Raw genomic sequence first — 25044 nt, forward strand, 5'->3', positions numbered from 1 at the left:
CCCATATGTCCAGAGGGCCTCTCACGTGAGCAAGCCCACTCATGCGTCACTCCTGATTCGCCGGAGTGCGGCGCGTGCTTCGCCTGGAAGAGACGGCACGGTGTGACGAAGACGGACTCCTGCGCCTACGGCTCCGTAGGTACCATCCCGTCATGACTGCCGCCGCCGCGCCCGAAGCGACCGAGACAGCAACGACGACAGCCGAGAACGAGATATCCGCGGACCGGCACCACCTGCTGAAGCCACGACTGCGCGGCTGGCTGCACGCCGGGATGTTCCCTGCCGTCGTGGTCGCCGGGCTGGTGCTCACGGCACTCGCCGACACCGCCCGCGCCCGGATCGCCTGTGCGATCTATGTGCTCACCGCCTGCCTGCTCTTCGGGGTGAGCGCGCTCTACCACCGGGGAAACTGGGGACCGCGGGCCGAGGCCGTGCTCCGCCGGCTGGACCACGCCAATATCTTTCTCATCATCGCGGGCACATATACCCCGCTGACCGTGCTGCTCCTCCCAGATTCCACCGGCCGGACGCTGCTGTGGGCGGTATGGGCGGCCGCGGTGGCGGGCATCGCCTTCCGCGTCTTCTGGGTGGGCGCGCCGCGCTGGCTGTACACACCCTGCTACATCGCGATGGGCTGGGCGGCCGTCTTCTTTCTGCCCGAATTCATGCGCGCCGGCGGGATCGCGGTGCTGGTGCTCGTCATCGTCGGCGGCGTGCTCTACAGCGCCGGCGGAGTGATCTACGGGATCAAGCGCCCGAACCCCTCACCCCGGTGGTTCGGCTTCCACGAGGTCTTCCACTCCTTCACGCTCGCGGCGTTCGTCGTGCACTACGTGGGCATCTCACTGGTCGCCTACCAGGCGTCCTGACCGACCCCACGCCACACGGGCGGCCAGGGCAGGCCGCCGGGCGTGTACGACCTGATGCCCGCCGTGGGCATCCCCGGTGAGGACCTGGGCGACGTCGCCGACGCGGGTGCGGTCCGGACGTTCTCCGTCGTCGGCGAGCCAGGACGCGCCCGCGCGCACCGGCCCGCCCGGCCCCCCGACGGCGACCGCTGGATCGAGCCGGGCAACGCCCCCGGTCTTCCCGGCAAGCCGGGCAGGAACCAGCGCGTCGGCTCAGCGGTCGACGGGACCGCTGCCCATCTCCACGTCGCGCCCCGTTCGGCCCGCGGGCGGGCGGTGCGATGCACGCGCTGCCCCGGTCGAATGCGACCGGCGGCAAGCAGCAGCCGGCGACCTCGTACGTCCCGGCCGGCGGTACGCCCAAGGCGCTCGGCTCCGCCATGAAGCAGCCGCCTGAGCGGTTCGGCCCCCGCACCCACCCGTATGCATGATCTGCACGACCGGGCGCGGGGCCCGGGGCCACCCGCATGCGGCGATCTGAACGACCGGGCACGGGACCACCCGCATGCGGCGATCTGCACGACCGGGCGCGGGGCGCGGGGCCACCCGTATGCGGCGATCTGCACAACCCGGCCCGGGATGCCGGGGCCATGCATGACAATGACGTCCATGGCCGCCACCGCGCATCCCCACTCCGCCGCCCGCGCCGCCCCCGGCCTGCGGGAACGCAAGAAGATCAAGACGCGGCTGGCCATCCGGCGGGCCACCTACCGGCTGATCGCAGAGCGGGGCTACGAGGCGACGACCATCGAGCAGATCGCACAGGCGGCCGAGGTCTCGCCCTCCACGGTCTTCCGCTACTTCCCCAGCAAGGAGGACATCGTCCTGACGGACGAGGCCGACCCGCTGCCGGAGGCGGCGCTGCGCGCCCGGCCCGCGGACGAGCCGCCCATCGAGTCCCTGCGGGCCCTGCTGCACCAGGCACTGGGCGCGATGTCCGCCGAGGCCCCGGAGGAGATGGCCCAGCGGTCACGGCTGCTGGCCGAAGTCCCCGCGGTACGGGCCCGGATGACGGAGTCGGCGTCCCAGGCGGCCCGGCGGCTCGCCATGGTGATCGCGGAGCGCACCGGGCGCGACCCGGAAGACCTTCGGGTACGGGTCTTCACCTCGGCGGTGCTGTCGGCGCTCCAGGAGACCGCCGTCTACTGGGCGGAGCGCGGCTGCCGCGACGATCCGGCCGCTCTGCTCGACCAGACGCTGGACACGCTGGGGCAGGGCCTGACGCTCTGATCCGGGAATCCGTTCGACAACACCCGTCGCGTCGGCGATCGTGCGGAGCGGCCATGAACGGAGCCCAGGGAGAGGGCCGTTGAACCCCACCATCCGGCACATCACGTTCGACTGCACCGACGACCCTACGAACTCGCCGGTTTCTGGAGCGCGTTGCTCGACCGCCCGATGTCCGACGAGCCCGCGCCGGGTGATCCGGAGGCGCTGGCCGAGGACCAGCGCATCCCCGGATGGCTCGTCGCCCTGATCACCACCGCCGGGGGTGCGGCGGGAACATGGTGGGCGCAGCGGTAGGGCGTGACCCGACTACACCGAGATCGTTCACGGTGCATGAAGATCGCGAAGCGTACTTTCGCTGCCCTCGCCATTGCTGCCGCATCAGCCGCAGCCCTTGCGCCTTCCGCATCGGCCAACGATGCCCTTGGTGAACACAGCAGCCGCGCCGACGCTGCCGTTGGCACTGCGCCCGTTGGGTCGGACCCCATCGGACTTACTTCTCAGGGCCGGGATTACCTGACCCTTGAAGTTCGCGTCGAGCACCCCACGCGTTTGCTGATGCCGCGCTAGGCCACGCGCCCGAACTCCGTCCGCGTCTTCAGCGCGTGACAACCCCGGCACAGCACTTGCACGTTGCCCGCCGTGTCGGTCCTCCCATCGCGAGGGGCCGCACATGGTCCACATCGACGTCCGCCGCGGGGAAGACGTCCAGCCTAGACATTTGGTGACGGCCCGTCAGTTCCTTCGGCGGGCCGTTTCGGTTTCGAGCCTGGTGGTCTCGTCGGTCCAGACGGACAGCCGGAGGACGCATACGCCGCGCAGCATTTCCGCCACTCCTCCGTCACGCTTTGCCGCGTGCTTCGTCCCCATGCTGTCCATAAGGAGCACGGAATTCCCGGTGTCCGCCTGCCGTTCCTCCATGCCCCCGTAGGGCCGGACGAGTAAGGGACAACGAACTCCCGCGAACCTCCACATGCCCGCTGACCTGCGCAGATGCCGCCATGGCCGGGTGTCTGCAGAACAGTTGTTCTGAAGCGTTCGGAGACCCGGCGGGCAACGAGGTCTGCACAGAGCGCGGAGAGCGGGGCTGGTGTCCGCGGCGCCCGCGCCACGTCGGCCGGCCTCCGCGGCGGCCCGCACCCCGCCGACCCGCCTCCGCTGCGGCCCGGCCACCACGCCGGCCTGTGCCGTCAGCCGGTCAGCTTCCGGGTGAGCTCCGACGCGTCCGTGGTGGGTGCGTCGCAGGTGAAGTTGCGGCAGACGTACGCGGCGGACAGCCCGCCGACGAGCGGCCGGTCCCGCAACAGCGGGAACTCGGGCTCACCGCCTGCCTCCCCCACGGCGACGACCGCGCCCGGCGCCGGGGCCAGCAGCGCCGTGCGGTGCAGCTCGCGGGTCGCCGGCTCGACCTCCGGCCCCACGACCGCCACCTCGCGCGGCCCGTCGAGCAGGGCTTCCACCGCCGCGAGCCCCCAGCCGATATACCGCGGCGCACGCGGACCGAGCGCCTTCACCACGCCGAGCGCCGCCTCCGCGGCGCTGCGGTGCGCCTCGGAGCCGGTGTGCGCGGCGTACGACAGGAGCGCACCGGCCGCCGCACACCAGCCGGACGGGGCGGCGTTGTCGGTCGGGTCCTGCGGGCGGCGGATGAGCTGCTCTGCGTCATGGGCGGTGTCGTACAGCGCGCCGCCCTCACCGGTGAACCGGTCCAGCACGATGTCCAGCAGCAGCCCGGCGAACTCCAGCCACACGCCTTCACCGGTGACGCCCGCCAGCGCGAGGAATCCCTCGGCGACGTCCGCGTAGTCCTCCAGCACTCCGGCGTTCGCACCCGCGCGGCCGTCCTTGGAGGTGCGGCCGAGCCGGGCCCCGCCGGGACCCTGGTTCAGGTGTACGCGCACCAGCAGATCGGCCGCCTCCGTGGCGTGCTCGATCAGGTCGGGGCGGTCGAAGTACGCACCTGTCTCGGCGAGCGCGGCGATCGCCAGCCCGTTCCAGGCGGCCACGATCTTGTCGTCCCGGCCGGGACGCGCCCGTTCCTCGCGCGCGGTCAGCAGCCGGGCCCGGATGTCCTTGACCCGGTCGGCGTCCAGCACTCCGCCGATCTGCGGCAGTTGCAGCACGGACGCGCCTCGTTCGAACGTGCCCTCCGGAGTGACGCCGAAGTACCGGGCCGCGTACTCCGCGTCGTCCTCCCCCAACACCGCGACCAGCTGCCCGGGCGTCCACACGTAGTACGCGCCCTCCACATGCCGGCCCGTGCCGTCGTCCGAATCCGCGTCGAGCGCGGAGGCGAACCCGCCCTCCGCGGTGCGCAGTTCCCGGACCATGAAGTCGGCGGTCTCCAGCGCCACGCGCCGTGCCAGCTCGGAACCTGTCTGCCGCCACAGATGCGCGTACACCCGGCACAGCAGGGCGTTGTCGTAGAGCATCTTCTCAAAGTGGGGTACCAAAGGCCCATCTGCCCTCGGCGTGAGCACGTACCGGTGGAACCCGCCTCCCACCTGGTCGTACAGGCTCGAACGGGCCATCGCACCGCACAGCCCTTCCGCCATCTCCAGCGCGGCCACGGAGCCGGCCCGCGCGTGGTGGCGCAACAGGAACTCGATCACCATCGACGGCGGGAATTTGGTGTCTCCCTTGAACCAGCCACTCGCGGGGTCAATGTCCCGAGTCAACTGGAGGAGCGCAAGGGCCTGGGTCTCCTCGGTGGGCGTTCCGGCATCCCCGGTGCTCAGTTCCCGCCCGGCAAGGTCCCGAGTGATCTTCCCCGCGACTTCCCCCACCTCGTCCCGGCGGCTCGTCCAGGCGTTGTGCACGCCTTCGAGCACCTGGCGGAAGGACGGCATGCCGTGGCGAACCTCGGGCGGGAAGTAGGTGCCGAAGTAGAAGGGCTCCCCGTCCGGCGTCATGAACACGGACATGGGCCAGCCGCCCTGCCCAGTGGCGGCTTGCACAGCCTCCATGTAGACGGCGTCCACGTCGGGCCGCTCCTCACGGTCCACCTTGACGGACACGAAGTGCTCGTTCATGTACGCGGCGGTGTCGTCGTGCTCGAAGGACTCGTGCGCCATGACGTGACACCAGTGGCAGGCGCTGTAGCCGACGCTCAAGAACACGGGGACATCGCGCCGCCGGGCTTCCTCGAACGCCTCGGCCGCCCATGGCCACCAGTCGACGGGGTTGTCCGCGTGCTGGAGGAGGTAGGGGGACGTGGCCTGCGCGAGTCGGTTGGGCATACCCCCATCCTTGCGCACCCGCCTCCGCCCCGCCCATGCGCCACGGGGGCAGCACGCGAACGGGACGGAGGGGTGCCGGCTCAGTGCTCGCGCGGCCGGTATCGCAACTGTGTGGACCTGCCTCGCCACGGTTCGGGACCGGGACATGGCGGGGACGCCGGAGGGGCGACGGGCTCACCACACGGCAGGCAGAAGGACCATCCCGATTCGGGGTCCGTCACGCACTCGGCGCGACAGCGCGGGCACTCCTGCATAGTCGCCTTCTCAAGTCATGCCGTGATGTCGTACTCCCCGGCCTTCACGGCGTCGGTGAACAGCGCCCATGACTCCGTCGTCATGGTAACGACGGTGTCGGGGTCGTCGCTGTCCCGGAAGGCGACCACGCCGGGCACGTTGGTGGCCACCTCCGGGCAGTTCTGCACCCCGGAGCGCGGGCGGCACATGGACACTCCAACGAACACGAAGTCGGGCCGATTCGCCATGGTGCGATTCCCTTCAACGAAGCAGTGGGGAAGCGGTCCCCGCGCCGTCGTGCACCCGCCCCCGCCATGCCTGTCGGTGTCCACACGGCAGAGGCGGGAACCTATGTGGCCATACTTCGAGCAACGATCAAGGCGACGGCTACGGACCACGTGGCAACAGCGAGTACCACCATGAGGGTGCGTAACGGCCTCATGCGGGACTCAGAGCCGAAGGGGAGGTCGTCCACTCACGGCCTCCGTATTCGGGGCTCACGAATGCCGTGGGGGCCTTCCGACGCTCGCTGGGGAGCTTGGCCGGGTCCTCCCAATCGGCGATCACCTCGCGCAGGATGCCGACCCGCCCGGCGGCGTTCTTGACCGGCTTGCCAATGTCCTCGGTGCCGACCACTACGCGACACCCTTCGGGGCGCACTCGTTGTGCCAGTACGCGACAGCGGGGGCCATGACCGGACGGGTCAGCATCCCCCGGCGGCAGCCCTCAAGGGGCTTGATCGGCTTCGTGCACGCGGGGCACGTCTCGCCCGCCGGGGCGTAGGTGCTGTACTCCATCTGCCGCGCGTCGGTGTCGGTCGCAGTCGCCTTACTGGCCATCGTCGCTCTCCCCTCACGTGGTCCGATGCCGACCACGCTAGGGAGGGCGCAACCTCAACTCCCAGGAAATTGCACGAGATTGCACGGCTTCACCTGAGAGTCCGCATGGCGCTGGTGATCAGCGCACGGGCCTTCGCTCCGTAGACGGCCATATCGGCCAGCTCCGTGAACGTGTCCGCGTACGCGGCTACCTCACTGGGCTGGGTCAACGTGAGGTAGCCGGAGACCAGCTCGACGTTGACCTGTGAGGTGTCGAAGATCCAGAACCCCTCCACCGGCATCCTCGACCGATCCGTTCGGGTAGGCACCACCCCCAGGCTGACGCTGGGAAGTGAGCCGACCGTAAGGAGATGGCCGAGCTGTTCCTCCTGTACGTCCGCCCCGCCGAGCCCGTTTCGCAAGACGGATTCCTCAACCAGGAACGCGAACCACCGGTCACCCTCATGTAGGACGTGCTGACGTTCCATGCGCACGGCCACCGCGTCGGCCACGTCGTCCACCTCCACACGTCTGCGTTGGACAGCGCGCAAGACCGCTTCGGTGTAGCCGTAGGTCTGGATCAGTCCCGGGACGAACCACGAGGAGTAGGCGCGGAACCGGCGGGTACGCTCGAAGAGCGGGAGACGGGCTTCCTGGGCCTGCTTGAGGCCGGCGCGTTCCATGCGCCGCCAGCCGATCCACATATCCTCGACTGTCCGGAGGGAAGCGATCAGATCATCTGTCTGACCTTCGGCACCGCACGCGCAGCACCATGCCCGGATGTCGTCGGCGGACGGGGGCGTGCGGGCGTTCATGATCCGGGAGGACTTCGAGGGGTGCCACCCGCACAGCAGGGCGAGCTTGCGCCCGTTCAGCCCGGCGTCCCGGCAGAGCTCAGCGAGTCGGTTCGCCAGAGCCTGCCGGGCTTGCTGGGCGCTCGATGATGGAGAGACAGCCATGGTCGTGACCGGTCAGCCCGGCTTGTACTCCTCGTGCGGAATAGCTCGCTGCCACACCGCTTCGAAGGCTGTGGCGCACAGACGGACCCGCGCGGGGTCGTTGGTGTACTCCCGTCCCTCTTCGTCCAGCTGGCCGTCCCCGGTGAAGTGGTGGAAGAGGGCTTGCGTGCTGTCGAAGACCCAGAAGTCCGTACCCGGCAAGGCCAAGTCCGTCGTCTGCCGCCGGGGCAGCCACCGGACCAGCTCACCCGCAGCGATGTTCGTGAAGGTGCAGTCGTACTCGTACCGGATGTAGTCACTGATCGGTTCAGACACGATCCGGGCCCGGCGAACCACGACCCCGCGAGCTGTCGCGGCAGCCACCGCGTCATGCCAGCCACCCCACCAAGAAGACCGGTCGGCGGGGTCAAAGCGCTTGCCCTGCTGCCACGCGATGAACTCGGGGTCGTCGCGCATATAGCTGTCGCGCAACTCAAGATGCACGGCAGAGTGCCGGGCCTGGGCCAGTGCGTTACGCGCGGGTGGCTGCACTTGCTGCCTCTCCGTTGTCGTCCGGGCGCGGGATGAACTTCAGCATGACCGCCGGAAGCCTGATGATCGTCTCGTGGTCCGGCACGTCGGTGGAATGGCCGGGGATCGAGCCGATCTCCTGGCACGCCTTCGCCTCTTCCTCAGTCGCCTTATACGACTGAATCAGGAGGTCACCGGTCTCTTCGTCAAGCCAGATCGTCGGAGACTCGTCGGTCGGCGTGTTGGGGATGATGCCGAGGAACTTTAGGTTCACGATCGCTCCCGCTGTCGAGTCGGTTGCATGGGCGTGCACGAGCCTCACCCCTGCGGCTGACGGACGCAAGAGGGCGTCAGCACAGGGTGGTTGGAATCTCCAGTCGCACGACGACGCCCCCGACAGCCACCCGGTACGGGCAACCATCGGGGGCTTGGGTGGTCCTTCGCGGGGCTTATCCACCTCTTAACGGTGTCTTTCTCGGGGGCTCAAACAGGCTCTTGTCCAGTAGCCGCAGAGGTCGGCCGCCCAAAAACGGAGCCGCACCCAGGGCGCGTTTTCCGAGCTGGAGCCGGGGTCGCCGGCGGGCACGCGCGGGAACTTCCGGGCCGCTCTCCCCTACCCGGGCGGGTTCGCCGGGCACTGTGGGCAGTCGATGACCATGCGTCCGAGCGTGCTTCGCGGTGGACATCGACCGGTAGGCGGTCCTTGCGGGCGTAGCCGAACCGGGGGCACGAACGGCAGCGGATCGGCACCCACAGGTGGTCATCTCCGCTGAGCGAGACACGGCCATCGGGCCTGACCTCGTCACGGCGGGTCTCCCAGTGGGGGCGCGAAGAGGCCCCGGACAGACAGCCGGGGCAGCGCATGAGCAGCGGGCAGCGCGAGCGGTGACGAAGTGACCCTGAATCCGGGTTACCTCTTATAGATAGTGTTTTTGGATCCTATGCACGGAACGGGACTAAACGTCATTCCGTCACTTCGTCACCACGTAGGCGGCCAGCGGGGCTCGTCCGCGCTGTCCCGACACACTCACGCGGGGCGCGAAAATGAACAAGGCCGGGTCCCGATGCCCAGCTTTGCGCTTCGAACTCACTTCTCGGTGGTGGTGTCCTTCTTCGACAGCCAGTCGAACTCAAGCCGTTCCAAGATCGGGGTGTGATCCCCCTGCCGCGCTGCGGGCTTGACCGTGATGCCCTTCTTTCCAAGGGCGCACTTCAGGAGCATCCGCTTGTCCGCCATGTCCGCCGCTTCCCATGCCTCACGCAAGGTGTTGACCTGAGTGAGGGGCGAGAGGTCTGCCTCCGCGTCCAACGCCTCAAGGGTCGCGGCGGTGCTCTCGATGACGGCGCGCTGCCCTTCACTCAGCTCCTCGAAGCGCTCTTCATCCATCTTCCCGTACACGTAGAAGTCGTCTTCGAGCTTCTTCACGCGCCGCTGGGCGGCCTCAAGGGCCTTCTGGGCCTCTTCCTTCTTCGCCTGCGCTTCGGGGTCCGCGAAGGCGAGCCACCGGCGGGCTATCTCGATGACCACCGGGTCACCCGGCTCAAGGGCCGTGATGTGGTGGATCCAAGCCTGTCCAACCGCGTGGTCGATGCGGTCGGCGAGGGTCACCACTCCCTCGCAGGTCGACTTGCCCCGCGTCTGCCGGACCTCGCACCGATAGCGTCCGCCACGGTGGCTCATCGAGCCACCACACGGTTCAAGCTCGCCTGTACCCTTCTTGTCCCGCATCCGCCCGCATCGGTAGCTCCCCGTCCCCAGGTACTTCGCTTCCGGCTTCCCCTTCGCCCACCGTTCATCGGTCCGTTCGGCGATGAGGGCCTTGATCTTGAACCACTCGCCCGGCGTCACAACCCCCTTGCCGCACATGGTGACTTCGCCCTTCTCATTGCGCAGGGGCTCGCCGTATCCCTCCCAACTGTCCAACGGGTTGCCGTGCTCGTCCGTCTTGCGCCGCCGGACCGGGACCATGCCCGCGAAGAGCGGGGACTGAGCCAGCTTGCTCACCGCCGTGGGCGACCAGGTGGCACCGCTCCGGGTCCGGTACCCCTCCTCATTGAGTTGGTGGGCCGTGTCCTTCGTCGTCTTCTTGTCGAGCAAGAGATCCGCCAGCCTGCGAGCTGTGCCGTACTCGTAGGGATGGGGTTCGACCTTGCCGCTTCCGGGAGCGCTGTCACTTTCTCGAAGTGGGGCACCGTCCACTGCTGGTCCACTGAGTAGCGTGCGAAGCCGCCGCCGAGCTGGTCGTAGATCCCGCCGCGAGCCATCGCCTCGCAGGTGTCGGCAGCCATTTGCAGCGCCCCTGCGGCCCCGGCGCGGGCCGCGTGCCGCAGCAGAAACTCGACCACCATCGACGGCGGAAACTTGGGCGCGCCGCCGAACCCGCCGAACCGGTCGTCGTACTCCCTGGTCAGCGCCAGCAACGCCTGCGCCTGCTCCTCTCCGCCGGGCGCACCCTCCCCGCCGAACGCGAGCGAGCGCGCGGCCAGACTGCGGACGACCTTCCCGGCGACCTCCCCGACCTCCTCACGCCGCTCGTCCCATGCGGCCGCAACTCCCTCCAGCACCTGCCGGAAGGACGGCATGCCGTGCCGGGGCGCGGGCGGGAAGTACGTACCGAAGTAAAAGGGCTCCCCGTCCGGCGTCATGAACACTGTCATGGGCCATCCGCCCTGCCCGGTCGCCGCCTGTACGGCCTCCATGTACACGGCGTCGACGTCCGGCCGCTCCTCGCGGTCGACCTTGACGGACACGAAGTGCTCGTTCATGTACGCAGCGGTCTCGTCATCCTCGAACGACTCGTGCGCCATGACATGACACCAATGGCACGCAGAGTAACCGACCGACAACAGTACGGGCACATCGCGCCGTCGCGCCTCCTCGAAAGCCTCCGGCGCCCAGGGCTGCCAGTCGACCGGATTCTCCGCATGCTGAAGCAAATAAGGCGAGGTCACGCCAGCCAACCGGTTCATACGAACCAGCCACTCACAGCGCCCGGCGCGACCGATGAAGCCTTCGCGGGATCGCTGAGCTTGGCTGACTTGCACTTGTGCGCCATCACGTGGTGGGCGACTCCGTCCCCCTCCGAGACGGGCGGCCCGACACCTCGGAACAGTAGGCTGGGCGCAGCAGTGCCAGCCCTGCCGAGGCTCCTCGAAGGAGGTACACCATGACCGCCGAGATGGTGGCGCCCGCGTGGATGCATTCGCAGATCAGCGCGGAGCAGTACGACTCCTGGTCCGAGGAGCAGTGCGCCGGCATCGAGATCGTGGACGGGATGGTCGTCGTGAGCCCGAGCGCCTCCAAACGGCACAACCGGCTGGCTCGGATCCTGGCCAATGCCCTGGACTCCGCCGCGGGGCCCGACTGGAACGCGGACACGGACTTCGACGTCCGTCTGCAGGACGTTCCCCTCACCAACCGCCGTCCGGACGTCATCGTCTACCGGGCGGAGACCATCGACCTCACGCCCACCCGCCCCGAGCATGTGCTCCTGGTCGTCGAGGTCGTGTCGCCCGGTTCGGAAACAACCGACCGCGTCGTGAAGGTGGACCAGTACGCCAAGTCCGGCATCCCCTTCTACTGGCGGGTCGAGCAGGCCGCCACCGGCGTCCCGATCGTCTACACCTACGTCCTCGACCCCGCCACCAAGGCTTACAGGGACGGCGAGATGTTCACCGGCACGGTGAATGCCACCGCACCTTTCTCCCTCACGGTCGATCTCGGGGACATGTAGGGACGTTGCGGGCATCCGTGGCTTCGGGCGTGGAAGGTGGCCGGACACGTCGCCGTCCATCGAATCCGCACGGCAGGTCTTCACAACCCCGGCACGCGCCGTGAAGACACACGCTTCGTCCCGCCGGTCATCTGCGGTCGGCCCCGCAACCCCCTGCCGCACCGGACAGGAAACGCCAAGGGGTGCCCGGCCCAGCCATACGCCATGGCTCAGGCGCGGGTCGTGGTGGGCGCCTGCTCGGCTGGGACGCTCTGCCGGGCCGTGCGCGTCCGCCCGGTGCCCGCGCTGGACGGGGCAAGGAAGCCGACGAGGAGCGCGGCGACGCCGAAGCCCACTGCGACGCACAGCGCGACGCCCATGAACTGGCCGAAGAGCTGGGGCACCTGGGCACCGAGCCCGGCGCCGAGGTTGAGCAGGAAGCCGTAGACGGCCAGCACAGTAGCCCGGGAGGCACCTGCGGCCGTCCCCACCGCCTGAATCAGGGCGGGTCCCGCGGTGGTGGCCGCGAGCATGGTCACGAACAGCGCCGCGCCCAGTCCGATGACGCTGTCGTGCGCGAGACCTGCGGCGGCCATCCCGAGGGCGGCCAGCACCAGCGCGCCCGCAGCCCGCCGGCCCGCGCCGATGCGGGACAGGGCGGGGGCGAGCAGAACAGAGGCGATCAGCGCGGGCAGCGCGCTGGCCCGCAGGGCGAGGATGGCGTTGGCATCGCCGACCAACTGCTCGGGCCCGTACAACTGGACCGCGGTGTACGCGGCAGTAATCCCCCCGAGCACCACCAGCGCGCTGAGGAACAGCGGCAGCAGCCGACCCAGACGCGGGGCGGCGGCAGTGGACTGGCCTGTCTCGTGCGATGCGGGGGGCGGCGCGTCCGGCAGCATCACCTTGTAGATCAGCACCGCGGCCACCGCGAGCAGCGGCGCGGAGATCCAGAACACCGAGTCCCAACCAGCCGCCGGGGCCAGCAGCTGACCCGCCATCTGCCCGATGACGAGGCAACCGCTCAGACAGCTCGAGAAGATCGTGATGCCGACGGCGAGGCGCTCACCCGGAAGCCGCTCACCGAAGTACACGTACACCACAGGCGGGACGACACCAGCCGCCAGGCCCTGAAGGGCACGCACCACAGACCCGCTCAGCAGATCACCGGTCAGCGGCATGATCGCGGTGAAGGCCGCGAGTACAGCAAAAGACCAAGCGATCGTGGCGCGCCGCCCGAGCCACTTGGTCAGCGGCGCAGCGAGCAGCGAACCGCAGGCGAAGGCAATGGCGAAGGCGGAGGTGGCCCAGGCTGACGCCTCCTGCGTCACATGCCACGCGTCGGCCAGGTAGGGCATGAGCGGGATCGACAGATATGCCTGGCAGGCCAGGATGACGGCGGCCGGGGCCAGCGTCCACAGGGTTCTGGCGAACGGCGCCGTTGGGGCACTCGCCTTGTCGGAATGCTTCAAGGGTGGGGACTTTCTATGGAAGGGCAGGGAAAGGTGCGGACTCGGAGCATCTGCCAGCAGGCCGCGGCCGCGACGAAGTTGGCGGCGCGACGGACAGAGCCCTGGATGGCCAAGGGGCATCGATGACGCCAGTTCGTTTGGTCCGGCAATCCGCCGAACGCGACGAGAGCTAGTTCCATGTCGAATAGTACGACATCAAATCATCTCGCACGAGGCCCTCTAGAGTGGGGACGTGGCAGAGAAGACGCAGCAGACAGACGCGGTGGACGAGATCCTCGCCCAGTGGCACAGGGAACGCCCCGACCTGGATCTGGCAGCCATAGGGATCTTCGGCAGGCTGGGGCGGCTCTCCCTCCTCCTTGGACCAGCCCTCGACGAGGTGGCCGCCGGGCACGGACTGCGACCCGGCGAGTTCGACGTACTGGCCACCCTGCGCCGCTCCGGGCCCCCGTATACGCTCATCCCGTCGGCACTCGCCCAGACCCTGATGCTCTCCCGCGCCGGAATGACCAACCGGCTGGACCGCCTGGAGGCCGCCGGTCTGGTGGAACGCACCCTCGACCCCGCGGACCGCCGCAGCTTCCGGGTCTCCCTCACCGACCGCGGCTATGAACTCGTCGACGCCGCAGTCACCGACCACGTCGCGAACGAGACTCGACTCCTTTCCGCCCTCACTCCCGAGGAGCGCGCGGCCCTCGACCGGGCCCTGCGTGGCCTCCTGCACGCCATCGGGTAACAGCCGCATCACACCGCAGGTCACGGGCGGGTACATGCCAGAGGAGTGGCCTCGTGCCCGATATACACCCCAGCCACAGCGGCATGCCATCGCTGGACGAAGCCGGTCAGCGGCCACCGCGACTGATGGACGATGCCGGTCATCGGACCTGGCCACGCAATCGTGGCGGGGCCCAACGCGGCACATCCGGACGATCCGGCACCTGGAGAGAACGGTTCCGTGATCGCCGTCAGCGCTCGAAACGACGCACGCACTGACGAGGGGCTGGACTCCGATCGCCGCCGCGTTGTGGACAGCCCCCCGTCAACCCACTACGTGGCCACGACTGACATCCTGGCGCGCTGCATCACTCATGAGCGGGGACCGGCGACTGGAACACAGCGCCACGCGCCCGCTTCCTGAGGCAGAGTGGCACCTTCAAGGCGCACCCGATGCTGATACACCGCTCGGGCGCCCACCCCATGCAAGCCCTCAGTTGATCTTGGACCCGGGCGTCTTCCCTGCGAGTCAGATCCTCACCTTGCGTGTACATACGGGCACTTCTTGGAAACATGCCAGGTCAGAACTACCTGGTTGTCTTCTTACAGTGGCACTAATGGCACGCAGAGTAACCGACCGACAACAGTACGGGCACATCGCGCCGTCGCGCCTCCTCGAAAACCTCCGGCGCCCAGGGCTGCCAGTCGACCGGTTTCTCCGCACGCTGAAGCAAATAAGGCGAGGTCACGCCAGCCAACCGGTTCATACGAACCAGCCTCTCACGCCGACACGACCCTGACGGCTCGGCCCGCAAGCCCCTGCCCCACTTGACCGATTTGCCCTCATATACCACCACCTCGTGGTCGAGGTCGTGTCACCGGGCCCGGAGACCACTGACCGGATCGTGAAGGCGGACCCAGTACGCCAAGCCGGGATCCGGTGCGCGCGCCCGGGCGGCTTTGCACTCCCGTGTTCACCGACGCCGACCGTCCGGCCTCATGGACGGACTGGAGACCGCCCGACGCTCCCTCAACTGCGCGTTGCTGATGCTGGTTTGATGCTGCTGCGGGATCCCCTGGACAGCGGCAGCGAATCGCCTTTGACGGGCGGTGCCACTGCCGACACCTTGGTAGCGTGGTCGGACGCGCGGTGTCCCGGTCAGCCGAATGCCGAAGCCCGCGCCACCGATGCGGGAACCAGGCCAGTTCGGGAGTTGGCGTGGGACAGGGCAATCTTCCAGCCGAGGCCACCAGTTTTGTCGGCAGGCGTCGAGAGATCGCTCTGGCCCGGGAGATGCTGTCGCGGACCCGGTTGCTGACCCTCACCGGTCCAGGCGGCATCGGCAAGACGCGTCTCGCGCTACGACTCGCAGACCAGGTGAAACGATCGTTCCCGGACGGTGTCTGGCTCGTGGAGCTGGCCGCCACCGAGGACGAGGAGGCGGTTGTCCAGACGGTCCTGTCCGCCTTGGGCCGGGACGACGACGGAGGCCGGCCGCCCATGACCGTACTGGCTGACCATGTGCGCCAGCGGCAGCTCCTGTTGGTTCTGGACAACTGTGAGCATGTGCTGGTGCCCTGCGCCGCTCTGGCGCGAAGCCTGCTGCAGGCAGCACCGAGCCTGCGTGTCGTCGCCACCAGTCGGCAGGCACTGGGAGTCAGCGGGGAGGGAGTGGTGCCCGTGCCGGCGCTCGAGGCTCCCGATCCATGTGGGGGACAGACAGGCCGGTCGCCCGGCGAAGCCGTGCAGCTCTTCATGGAGCGTGCCGCTGCCGCGCTCGGCGACCCGGCCGCCACCGCCGTCGACGCGCACACGGCCGCACTGATCTGCCACAGGCTCGAAGGAATTCCACTGGCCGTCGAGATGGCCGCCGCGCGTCTACGGGTTCTCAGTTGTGAGCAGATCCTGCAACGCCTGGACGACAGGTTCGCTCTGCTCACCGGCGGCTGCCGCGGCGGGCTGCCTCGACAGCGCACGCTGCAGGCCACAATTGACTGGAGTTTCGAGCTGTGCACCCCCGCGGAACAGCTGCTGTGGGCGCGGATGTCGGTCTTTCCCGGCGCCTTCGACCTGGATGCCGTGGAAGCGGTGTGTGCGTTCGGCGATCTTGCGCACCGGGATGCTCTCGACGTCCTGACGGGTTTGGCGGACAAGTCCGTCGTGTTGCGTGAGGACCATCATCCGTGTGCCCGCTACCGGATGCTCGACACGGTACGGCAGTACGGCTTGCTGCGGTTGGGGGAGTCACACGACGAGGGGCTTCTGCGCCGTCGCCACCGGGACCACTTCCACGGCCTGGTCCTGCGCGCGCGGCAGGATTGGTTCACTCCGCGTCAGACGGCATGGACCGAACGCCTCCATTGCGAACGGCCCAACCTGCGGACCGCGATGAACTTCTGCTTCAGCACGCGTGGCGAGGCACAGGCCGGGCTGGAGATGGCCGCCGCGCTGTGGAGCCATCGCCTCGGCGCGGGCAGCCTGTCGGAGGAACGCCGCTGGCTGGAACGGGCCCTGGCTTCGACGGCTGTCCCCGGCCAAGCCTGGGCCAGAGCCCTGTGGGCGGACGGATGGCTGGCGTTGCTGTGCGGGGACCCTGACACGGCGCGGATCCGCGTCGCAGAATGCCGTGCGCACGCCGACCAGCTGAAGGACGCCCTGACGGCGGCACAGGCCGCCCAGCTGGAGGGCTTGGCCGCACTCTTCGCCGACGACTTCTCGCGGGCGTTGCCCGCGCTGGAAGCCGCACTCGACCGGTTCGGCCCGTGCGGAGACCTCGGCGACATATGGACCACCGTGTTCCTCCTGGGCCTGGCCTGCTGCCTGCATGGCGACGCCCGTGCCGCCGACCTCAGCGCACAGTGCCTCGCACTCTGCGAGGCACATGGAGCCCAGTGGTCCCGTCCCTACGCCCTGTGGCTCCTGGGTCTGCACCACTGGCTCCGCCAGGAAACCGGGCATGCGGTCCGGCTGCTGCGCGACGGTCTGCGCACCATCAGCCCTGCCCAGAACCGCCTCGCCGTCGCACAGTGCCTGGAAGTCCTGGCCTGGGCGCAAGCACACGACGGGCATCACTCCGAGGCCGCCGAGCTGCTGGGCGCCGCACACAGCGCCTGGCAGCTCGTCGGCGCCACCCTGCCCGGAGTAGGACGCCTGCTGCACCATCGCACCGCATGCGAGGAACTGCTCGTCTCCCGCCTCGGCGAGAGCAGGTTCACCGCACTGCACCGCACAGGCGCCGCACTGGAAACCGCCCAGGCCCTGGCCCTCGCGCTCGGCCGGCAAGAGGAACCCCCCGCCGGCGATCCTCAACCCCCACCGCTCGCCCAGGCCCTCACCCTGCGCGAGCGTGAAGTCGCCGAGCTCCTGGCCGAAGGCCTCACCGACAAGGAGATCGCCGCCCGGCTGGTGATCTCATCCCGCACCGCTGAGGGCCATGTCCAGCGCATCCTGCGCAAGCTCGGCTGCACCTCCCGTGTGCAGGTGGCCACCTGGCTCTGCCGCTGAGATGGTCGCGGCCTTTGCCGGCTGCGAAATCCCGGGCGGCGCCATCCCTGGGCGGAGCCGCGCTGGTGGTGCACGGCTCCGCCGCCGTTCGGGGGCGCTAGCTGAGGGTGATGTCGTCGATGTAGCCGCTGTAGTCGGCGTTGCCGGGTCGGTCCTGGTCGTAGCCGACGTTGATGCGGTTGATCTCCTTGTCCTTCAGCCCGTCGGGGAGCTGGACGGTGACGTGGTTCCACTGGCCGGGCTTGAGGCCCTGGCACTGGCCGGCGGGATGGATCCTGTTTCCGTGCTGGTCGACTGCGGCGGAGTCGCGCAGGGTGGAGCCGTCAGTGAACACCAGGTCGAGCGCGACGCAGTTGCCGTTGTTGACCGGCCAGTCCACGTTGTCCCATCGGTCGTCGGTCTTCGGGTGGATCCAGTAGCTGAGCGTCTTTCCGCCGTCGACCTTGATCGGCTTGTCACTGAGGTCGAAGAGCTTGAGATAGGCGTGGGCGTTGGGGTGGGCGGCGCCGCCCCTGGTCGAGCCGGAGTACTTCAGCGATCCGGTCCCGGTGCGGGCCGTCTCATCGGTGCGCGGACTCGCCACCGGCCCGGGGACGCTGTACCGGCCGCCGACGTCGGACACGCCGCCCTTGTCCTGGTCGACGGTGTCGGTCCAGGACGGCATGGCGTCGCCCTGCTCGAAGCCGGTGGTGAAGTCCGCACCGTGCTCGGGGTGGGGGTCTGTCGGGGCGGGCGAGTCCGGAGGGGACTGGCCTGGGTCGGTTCGTTTGGTCTGCCGGTAGGTGAAGTCGGTCTGGGCTGTGTCGAAGTCCAGGCGCGGGGTGTTCAGGAGGAAGCAGTACGCGACGTTGAGCTGGGGGTCTCTAGTGGTGAAGCCGCTGTAGCTGCACAAGGTCGCGGTCTCGCCGTCACGGGGAGCGAAGTGCCTGACGAGGTAGGCGCCCTTGTCCTGGTTTGCTTCGTAGACGCCGTAGGCGAATGCTGCGGGTCCGCTGACAGTGCATTCGTCTCCGTCGCGGGCGCAGGCGTGCGCGGCCCAGTCGGCGTCGACGCTTTCCCTCTCGTGGCCGGTGTCCGCACCGAGGACCAGGTCGTGGTCTTTCGCGGAGAGGTAGCAGTAGCCGCGGCTGCCGCCCTGCACGTCGTTGCCCGACAGGCTGGCGACATCGGCGAAGGAGGCGTCGTTGCAGGTGAACTCACCGGCGGGGACGGTCTTGACCACCCAGGATCCGTCGCCGCCGTAGGCGGCCTGATAGGCGCCGGACTCGGGCACCGCGCACGTTTGATCCGGGCCCGCGCAGAAGGCGAACGGGGCCGGGGGGTTGGCGATGTAGCAGCTCTTCGTCTCGCCGGGCAGGGGGTCCTTGCCGAAGGCGGCGATGGTGCAGGGGACTCCGTCGGGGTAGTCGGCCGCCTTGACCGTCTTGTAGGTCCAGCCGCGGTCCTCGTCGTTGATGTGCGCGCCCAGCGCCAACCGGACGGCGCCGGTGACGTGGCAGCGCTCGCCCTCGACGGCGCATGCCTGGTACGGCCCGCCGGCATTGACCGCCTGGCTCGGCGGCGCCCCGGTCAGCACACGGCACTCCTTGGCCTTGCCGGGAGCCGGATCGCCGCCGAAACCGCCGACGGAGCAGACGGCAGTGGACGTGACGGGCTTGACGAGCCAGCTCGCCCCGGTGCCGAACGCCGCCAGCTGCGTGCCGGAGACCTCACATGTCGCGCCCTCTTGCGCACATACACGTACCGAAGCCAGCCACGACCCGTCGCTGCCCTTGACCGGGCTGTCCTGAGCGGGGACGAAGCACGACTGGTGAGCCCTGGGGTTCGGGTTGACCGGGAACGAGGACGCCTTGCACGCAATCCCCTCGGCAGGCAGCGGCACGGTGACGTACGACCCCGCCGCACCGAATGCCACCTGCCCGGTGCGCCCCTCGATTCCCTTGCACTCGCCCCCGTCGTCCGCACACGGGATGAACCCGGCCGGGGCCACCGGAGCAGTGTCTGAGACGGACATGGGCATGAACATCTTTCCCTGGCGTACACGGGTGTCAACCGCGTCCTGAGCAGCCTTCACATCATCCGCGGTGAACAAGTCCTTCGGCGTGTCGGCGACGACGGGCTTCACATGGCGCTCCTTGAAATCCGCCTGCATCCGAGGAATGTACTTCTCAGGGTTGCGGCACGACTCATAAGTGGAGTTGGGGTCGCGCGGGCAGTAGTCGAATATGTGATCGCTCGACCACTGCGGCCAGACAGCCTTGTCCATATAGGCCCTGGTGAACTCCTTGGAGCCGGTCCCCTCGTTCAGCGAGGCGAATACCGCGTCGACCGCCTGGTGCACGCCGTTGATGAAACCGCTGCGCAGCGACCCGACCGACGCCTCCGCATCCGCCGAGATCCGTGCGTTCGCGGTACGGGCGGCGGCGATCGCCGTGGAGTGCCCCGTCCTGGCCGCGTTGGCGCTCACGGTCTCCATCGTGAGGTGGGCGCCGAACAGAACCTGCTTCTGCGCACGGTCGAACGCCTTCTGCGCGGTGGACAGCAACTCCGGAATGGACTTCTCGATCACATTCTTCTTCATCGTGTCATGCCACGCCTGATTACGGGCCTCGATCTCCCTGTCCGCCTCGCTCTTCCCACTCGCCCAGTCCGCAATCTGGGCGACGACCGTCGTGACAAGCGCCACGACCCCGAAAAGCATGGCCAGTTCCGGCTGCCCTGCCATCTCAGATACCGTCGCCAGCAGAGCCAAGGCGTTCACCACGCCGCTCAGCGCGTCATGCCGCTCCACCGCATCCGCAATGCCCAACAGCTGCCCCACGACCGGAACCGGAGCCAGAATGACGGTCGCCTTGGTCAGATCGGAGGCATCCTGACTGAAAGCCTCCGCAATCGAGTTGATCCAGGCGGCCGCCATCGCCGGTGTCAGCGCCTCATTGAATACACCCCAGCCCTCCGTCAGCGCTGTGGAAACCCGGGCTGGCGCCACACCCTCCACCGACGTCGCCCCGCCGAACGGATGGAACAACTTGCCGGGGTTCTTCCAGGACTCTGCGAGATCAGATGTGAACCCGACTTCCGACAGATCAGAACCAGCGGCCCTCGCAGCCTCATAGGAGGACGCCGCACTGCGGACCGAGGCGCGCGCGTACACCGGAATCTCCTCCGGTGACAGACCTGCAACCACCTCCGACTCGGCGGGCACCTGGAAGACCTTCCCCTCCTCCGCGGCGGAGCGGAACTCCTCAACGGCCTTCACCTCGGCTGCAGTCGCAGCACGCAACGAGATCGCGCACCCTTCAACAGGACTCGCTGCGCCGCATGCGACTGGCGCGGGAGAATCCTTGACCAGTCGGGAGGATCTATCGGGGTTGTTGTAGTCGGCAGCCTCCAGAGATGCCCAAGAGTGGCCCGAGGCAGGCTTGAATGAGTGTCGCGCGAAACCCTTGGGGCGATCATAGCTCGGGCGATGGGGCTGGCTGATTGGGCTTCTCTTGACAAAGGACAACTCGCTGATCGGTCTCTTGGCGATCTCAAGACGGGCCGCGAGCGCTCGCTGCACTTCCGGATTTGTGGGGTCGTTGGCTGCCCACTTGGTGGCTATGCCCACTGCCTTCGCCGCGTAGGGATCAGCTTTGATCCCGAAGTCGAACACGCCGAAGAGCGTCCTCTTCACCCCGAACGTCTCTTTCAGGCCAATTTTGCCGCCATGGGTGATCAGTTCTTCAGCACGCGTGGAAAACAACTCGTACTTCGGCGTCCTCAGGACGTCCTCCGTACCCGGCGTCGCCACAGGGTAGTCGATTTTGACCTGCTGCCGAGATGCGTCCAGCGGCTTGAAACCCAGAGTGCCCCGCATCGCGTGAATCATCTCGTGAAAGAGCACGGTCGCGGAGCGCGGGGCGAAGAGCCTTCCGTTCTTGTCATAGAATCCAGGGACGTAGTCCGCTATCGTGATGACGTTGCTCGCGTTCCCGACCCCTTCGCCGTCCCAGGGGCTTCCGGAAAGCGAGACTCCCGTAGTTCGTCCCTGGGTACTCAGTGTCGTGCTTTCGCCGTTAGGGTCAGCTCTCGCGATCAAGGCGTTCACACGCAGCGTTTCTGCGGGGCTCACCGGATCGTTGAACTCATTCCCAAAGACGGTAGCCGGCAACACGGATGCCCGCCCCATCACCTCAAGCAGTCTGATTCCTTCGGGGTTCGACGCGATCTCGTCAAGATCTGCCCAGATCCTGTTCAGAAATTCCTGCGCTTCTGAACCACTGGCGTTGGCGGGCGGCCAAGAGTTCCCGTCGAGCAGACTTCCATTTTCATCGGTCACTGTGCCGGGGTATACGGCGATACCCGTCGGCGCTCCTGAGGGCAGCACGTACTCGAATGCCACGACCTTGGCTTTGCCTGCCCTGGAGCCGACGTAGTAGTAGTCGTACATCCCCACCTGAACGCTTCGAGGGTCACCGGATCCCTTGCTCAGGTCAGGCGGCGTGGTGTGAACCGTATCCGGCTGTGTCGGCGCGGCCGAAGCAGCGGAGGGAAACCGCCACTGCACGACAGTGGCCCCCGTGGCCAAGAGCACCACGGGGAGAATCAACGCCATGAGGCGACATTGCCACCAGGGCGATTTGCGGTGTACGGGCACGACTGCTCCTGTTCTCTTGCGTGAGGACGTCGTCCGAAACCCCCGCAGCCGCCTTTGCCCCGCCAGAGGCGGGCGTGCTCCGAATTCGAGCTGCCCCGCGCCGGCGGCACGCGCCGAACCGCCGGCCGCATGGACTTCGGCAGTGTCCCCACTCCTCCTCCCGCGTCCGAGCCGACCCGGAAGTGGCGAGAAGTGTCCACTCATGGCAAGAGAGAGCAGCAGCGTAGAAATACCTGAACAGCTACGTGGCCCCTGTGGGCTCGCAAGCGATCTTCCTGACGTGCCCGTTGAGCGTGGCCGGCATGACAACTCGGCCGATCAGGAGCGTCTGAGCCTGTGCCAACTCCAGGCTGGGACCCGGGTTGCCGCTGCTCGGCCGCGAGCGCGGACATTGCATCATGGTGTCGACCAGACCGGCGTCGGCGCGCCGAGCCAGCCGATGTCGTTGAAACCCAGCTCGACGATGGCGTTGTCCAGGTCCGACTGGTCGCCGCAGTGGGCGGAGCCCGAGGTGTTGTTGTGGACGAGGCCCTCGGCGATCTGACCGTCCGGCCCGATGGCCGGGACGTTGCAGCAGCCGTCCCTGTCGTAGTCGAGTGCCGGCTGCCGCTTCGGATCCGCCGCGGTGGCGCTTTCGGGGAGCGCGGGCGGTGGCTCGGGGCCGGCAGCCGCCACGGGGACGGCAGGAATGAGGACGGCAGCCATCTGCCAACCTCCGGTGTCTGCGGAGCGAGGACGTGAGCGGACAGCGCGGAAGGCGGCGTGCTGATTCTCGGCAAGCCCTTGACCGGCGCGGGCCCGAAAGAGTGCATGGAATTCGATGAATATTGAACCAGTGCAGCGAAGGAGAGGGCACTTTGCAGTCGGGATTCACGGCGAGATTTCAAGATCACTCAGCTTGATGCAAGCCGCACAAACAGTCGCAAACAGTGATGACGGGAGGACTGAACGGCGAACACTCCGGACAGAACGACCGTTGCACGCGGTGTTCGAACCGTTGCCGGGGTGCAGCAATTTCACCCTTCGATGAACACGCATCGAGAAATGCCTCTACCTGTGAGTCACCTGTGGGATATGGGTGAACGTTGAACAGATCGATGCGTTCAGACGACCGACCAGCCTTTCTTTGCACAATCCGGATTTCGCACCGGGTGAGGCGACTGCATTATGTTGAATAGCAGTGAGAGGGTCGGCGGCGGTGTTCGGCAGGACAGGCACGCGGTGGTCACGCTGCCCGGCCCTGTTCGGGACCACGCATGTACGGGAGAGGCAGGTATGGCCGGGCACCGGGGTGAAAGCGCGACGAGGCTCTGTCAACCGATTGTGTCCGCGAGACTGGCGCCGCCCCTCATGGGCCCGTTGCTCGATCGCCCGAGGCTGCATCGGAGGCTGGCCACCGGGGTGACGGGCCGACTCACGGTCGTCATCGGCCCCCCGGGTGCGGGCAAGACGGCGCTCCTGGCCTCCTGGGCGCGCTCCCACGTCTGCATGCCCGGCCACACGGCGTGGCTCACCCTGGACACGGATGACAACGATGCAGCGCAGTTGCTCGCCCACCTGGAAGCGGCCCTGGCCCGCATCGGCATGATGTCCCCCGACTCCGTCGACCGGTTCTCCTCCGGTCAACGGGAGGGCGAAGTCAGCGTGTCGGCGCTGCTGAACGCGGTGAGCGAGTTCCGGACCCCCATCGTCCTGGTGCTGGACGGGGTGCACGAACTGCGAGCCGGACCGGCGCTGAACGCGCTGCTGCAGTTCACCCGCTACGCCCCGAAGTACCTGCGCATCGTGCTGGCGTCGCGCAGGGAACCCGGACTGCCCCTGCACAAACTGCGCGCCCTGGGTGAACTGACGGAGATAAGGGGCTCCGACCTCGCCTTCACCCGCGAAGAGGCCGCCGTGCTGTTCCGCGAACACGGTGCGGAGGCAGGCGAGGAGCGGATGGCGCGGGTCATCGAGTGCTCCGGCGGATGGGCGCTCGCAGTCCGTTACGCAGCCGTGCACCCGGTCCGCGGCACCAGCCACCAGTCCTGTCTTGAGAGCTGGTCACAGGCCGTCCGCTCCTGCTCCGACTTCCTGATATCAGAACTGCTGGAGCCGCTGCCCGCGGAGCATCAGGACGTGCTGCTGCGCACCAGCGTCCTCACCGAGTTCAGCGCCTCTCTGGTGCGCGCGCTGACGGGACGGACGGAGGCCCACCGCATCCTGCGGGTGCTGGCCACCCACTACGACCTGCTGGACCGCGACGACGAGTGGACTTACCGTCTGCCGAATCCGCTGATCCGCGGAGTGCTCTCCAGGGAGCTGACCGAGCGGTACGGCTGGGACGAAGTCATCCGCCTGCTGCGGACGGCCGCGGACTGGCACGGCGAGGGCGGCCGGCGCATCAAGGCCGCGGAGTACGCCCGGGCGGCGGACACCCATGCCGCGCGCCCCCCTTCCGACACCGGCATCGTGTTCCCGCCCGCCCTTGCGACGTACCAGGCCGACCGGGAACGCGCGGCGGGCCGGGCCGTCGACACGGCGACGGCATCACCCGTTTCCGCGGAGGAGGCGATCACCCGCCCGTCGCCCTCGCTCTCACCCGGCCACTTCCGGCCCGGCGCAGAGGACTTCGAACCCCTGACGCCGACCGAACTGGACGTGCTGAGGCTGCTGCCGCGCGGACTGACCCTGGAGGAGATCGCCGCACAGCGCCATGTCTCCCTCAACACGGTGAAGTCCCAGGTGAGGGCCATCTACCGGAAACTCCGCGTGAGCCGTCGGCGTGATGCCGTCTCGATCGCCGCCGAGCACGGCGTGATCTGATCCGCTCCCAGGACCCCTCGGCCCCACCCCGCGCCGTGCCGCCGTGCCGCCGTGCCGCCGTGCCGCCGTGCCGCCGTGGCGCCGTGCCGCCGACGAGCTGCGGTCGGCCCTTCGGTCTCGCCGCGCCCCGCCCCTCCCGCAGTGCCGCCGCCGCGCTTCGGCGACGTACGTCATCCGCACCCCACGCCCATCGAGCCCCTCCCGGGTGATGCCCATCACCTGGGAGGGTGATCGCCAAAGCCCGCGCATTTCACCTTCGACGCATGATGATCCGCCGGTCGCCGGGGAGTTGTCTTGAGCC

At 68.2% G+C, this 25044-nt stretch carries 20 protein-coding genes and 3 pseudogenes; 10 read left to right on the forward strand and 13 right to left on the reverse strand.

The genetic code is table 11. From position 1 onward, the window contains the following. Positions 1-152 precede the first annotated feature (152 nt). The 5 genes from trhA to QCN29_RS25835 all read left to right on the forward strand — a co-directional run bounded on the left by trhA (position 153) and on the right by QCN29_RS25835 (position 2705). Positions 153-869: a PAQR family membrane homeostasis protein TrhA gene (trhA, locus tag QCN29_RS25815; RefSeq protein ID WP_279931137.1), complete on the forward strand. Its 717-nt coding sequence runs from the start codon at positions 153-155 to the stop codon at positions 867-869. A 320-nt stretch (positions 870-1189) separates the two neighbouring features. Next, on the forward strand, positions 1190-1339 hold the full coding sequence (locus tag QCN29_RS25820) for a hypothetical protein (RefSeq protein ID WP_279931139.1): 150 nt from the start codon (positions 1190-1192) through the stop codon (positions 1337-1339). A 178-nt stretch (positions 1340-1517) separates the two neighbouring features. After that, positions 1518-2138 carry a TetR/AcrR family transcriptional regulator gene (locus QCN29_RS25825; protein WP_279931141.1) on the forward strand — a complete coding sequence of 207 codons (621 nt, stop codon included), beginning with the start codon at positions 1518-1520 and terminating at the stop codon, positions 2136-2138. A 168-nt stretch (positions 2139-2306) separates the two neighbouring features. Beyond that, on the forward strand, positions 2307-2432 hold the full coding sequence (locus QCN29_RS25830; RefSeq protein ID WP_279931143.1) for a hypothetical protein: 126 nt from the start codon (positions 2307-2309) through the stop codon (positions 2430-2432). 36 nt (positions 2433-2468) lie between these two features. Beyond that, a complete protein-coding gene (locus QCN29_RS25835; RefSeq protein WP_279931145.1) occupies positions 2469-2705 on the forward strand; it encodes a hypothetical protein in 237 nt (78 codons plus the stop codon). Between the two features lie 620 nt (positions 2706-3325). Here the strand turns inward: QCN29_RS25835 and QCN29_RS25840 are convergent. The 9 genes and pseudogenes from QCN29_RS25840 to QCN29_RS25880 all read right to left on the reverse strand — a co-directional run. Then, entirely contained in the window at positions 3326-5374 is a 2049-nt protein-coding gene (locus tag QCN29_RS25840; RefSeq protein WP_279931147.1) for a thioredoxin domain-containing protein, read from the reverse strand. A gap of 269 nt (positions 5375-5643) precedes the next feature. Next, positions 5644-5856 (reverse strand): DUF397 domain-containing protein, encoded by a 213-nt coding sequence (locus QCN29_RS25845; RefSeq protein WP_279931149.1) that lies wholly within the window; start codon positions 5854-5856, stop codon positions 5644-5646. 190 nt (positions 5857-6046) lie between these two features. Beyond that, positions 6047-6244, reverse strand: coding sequence for a hypothetical protein (locus QCN29_RS25850; protein WP_279931150.1), 198 nt, complete (start codon positions 6242-6244; stop codon positions 6047-6049). Next, positions 6244-6447, reverse strand: coding sequence for a hypothetical protein (locus QCN29_RS25855; RefSeq protein ID WP_279931151.1), 204 nt, complete (start codon positions 6445-6447; stop codon positions 6244-6246). Before QCN29_RS25855 ends, QCN29_RS25850 begins: the two co-directional genes overlap by 1 nt. Positions 6448-6536: 89 nt before the next feature. Then, positions 6537-7385, reverse strand: coding sequence for a helix-turn-helix domain-containing protein (locus tag QCN29_RS25860; protein WP_279931153.1), 849 nt, complete (start codon positions 7383-7385; stop codon positions 6537-6539). 12 nt (positions 7386-7397) lie between these two features. Then, entirely contained in the window at positions 7398-7916 is a 519-nt protein-coding gene (locus QCN29_RS25865; RefSeq protein ID WP_279931154.1) for a DUF6879 family protein, read from the reverse strand. Next, complete coding sequence (locus QCN29_RS25870) at positions 7897-8169, reverse strand: hypothetical protein (RefSeq protein ID WP_279931156.1); 273 nt, start codon at positions 8167-8169, stop codon at positions 7897-7899. The genes QCN29_RS25865 and QCN29_RS25870 overlap by 20 nt, the downstream gene beginning before the upstream one ends. Positions 8170-8982: 813 nt before the next feature. Continuing rightward, positions 8983-10095 (reverse strand): recombinase family protein, encoded by a 1113-nt coding sequence (locus QCN29_RS25875; protein WP_279931158.1) that lies wholly within the window; start codon positions 10093-10095, stop codon positions 8983-8985. After that, positions 10068-10865, reverse strand: a pseudogene (locus tag QCN29_RS25880) (thioredoxin domain-containing protein); the annotation flags it as partial. The gene QCN29_RS25875 and the pseudogene QCN29_RS25880, both read right to left, overlap by 28 nt. Positions 10866-11062: 197 nt before the next feature. Here QCN29_RS25880 and QCN29_RS25885 point away from each other — a divergent pair. After that, entirely contained in the window at positions 11063-11629 is a 567-nt protein-coding gene (locus QCN29_RS25885) for a Uma2 family endonuclease (RefSeq protein WP_279931159.1), read from the forward strand. A 209-nt stretch (positions 11630-11838) separates the two neighbouring features. Here the strand turns inward: QCN29_RS25885 and QCN29_RS25890 are convergent, their stop codons facing one another. Next, a complete protein-coding gene (locus QCN29_RS25890) occupies positions 11839-13080 on the reverse strand; it encodes an MFS transporter (RefSeq protein WP_279931160.1) in 1242 nt (413 codons plus the stop codon). A 232-nt stretch (positions 13081-13312) separates the two neighbouring features. Between QCN29_RS25890 and QCN29_RS25895 the strand changes: the two genes are divergently transcribed. Next, positions 13313-13816 (forward strand): MarR family winged helix-turn-helix transcriptional regulator, encoded by a 504-nt coding sequence (locus QCN29_RS25895; protein ID WP_279931161.1) that lies wholly within the window; start codon positions 13313-13315, stop codon positions 13814-13816. A 595-nt stretch (positions 13817-14411) separates the two neighbouring features. Here the strand turns inward: QCN29_RS25895 and QCN29_RS25900 are convergent. Beyond that, positions 14412-14561: pseudogene (locus QCN29_RS25900) on the reverse strand (DUF255 domain-containing protein); the annotation flags it as partial. A gap of 90 nt (positions 14562-14651) precedes the next feature. On the opposite strand from QCN29_RS25900, the pseudogene QCN29_RS25905 reads away from it, so the two are divergent. Continuing rightward, positions 14652-14732 (forward strand): annotated as a pseudogene (locus QCN29_RS25905) (Uma2 family endonuclease); the annotation flags it as partial. A 281-nt stretch (positions 14733-15013) separates the two neighbouring features. Then, the gene (locus QCN29_RS25910) at positions 15014-17299 is read left to right on the forward strand and encodes an ATP-binding protein (RefSeq protein ID WP_279931162.1); all 2286 of its coding nucleotides are present in this window, start codon (positions 15014-15016) and stop codon (positions 17297-17299) included. Between the two features lie 97 nt (positions 17300-17396). Here the strand turns inward: QCN29_RS25910 and QCN29_RS25915 are convergent, their stop codons facing one another. After that, entirely contained in the window at positions 17397-21896 is a 4500-nt protein-coding gene (locus QCN29_RS25915) for a hypothetical protein (protein WP_279931163.1), read from the reverse strand. A gap of 438 nt (positions 21897-22334) precedes the next feature. Next, a complete protein-coding gene (locus QCN29_RS25920; protein ID WP_279931165.1) occupies positions 22335-22643 on the reverse strand; it encodes an NPP1 family protein in 309 nt (102 codons plus the stop codon). A gap of 645 nt (positions 22644-23288) precedes the next feature. On the opposite strand from QCN29_RS25920, the gene QCN29_RS25925 reads away from it, so the two are divergent. Continuing rightward, on the forward strand, positions 23289-24743 hold the full coding sequence (locus QCN29_RS25925; RefSeq protein WP_398859968.1) for a helix-turn-helix transcriptional regulator: 1455 nt from the start codon (positions 23289-23291) through the stop codon (positions 24741-24743). Positions 24744-25044: the final 301 nt, after the last annotated feature.

The organism is Streptomyces chengmaiensis (assembly GCF_029846775.1).
In the GTDB taxonomy this organism is placed as follows: Bacteria; Actinomycetota; Actinomycetes; order Streptomycetales; family Streptomycetaceae; genus Streptomyces; species Streptomyces chengmaiensis.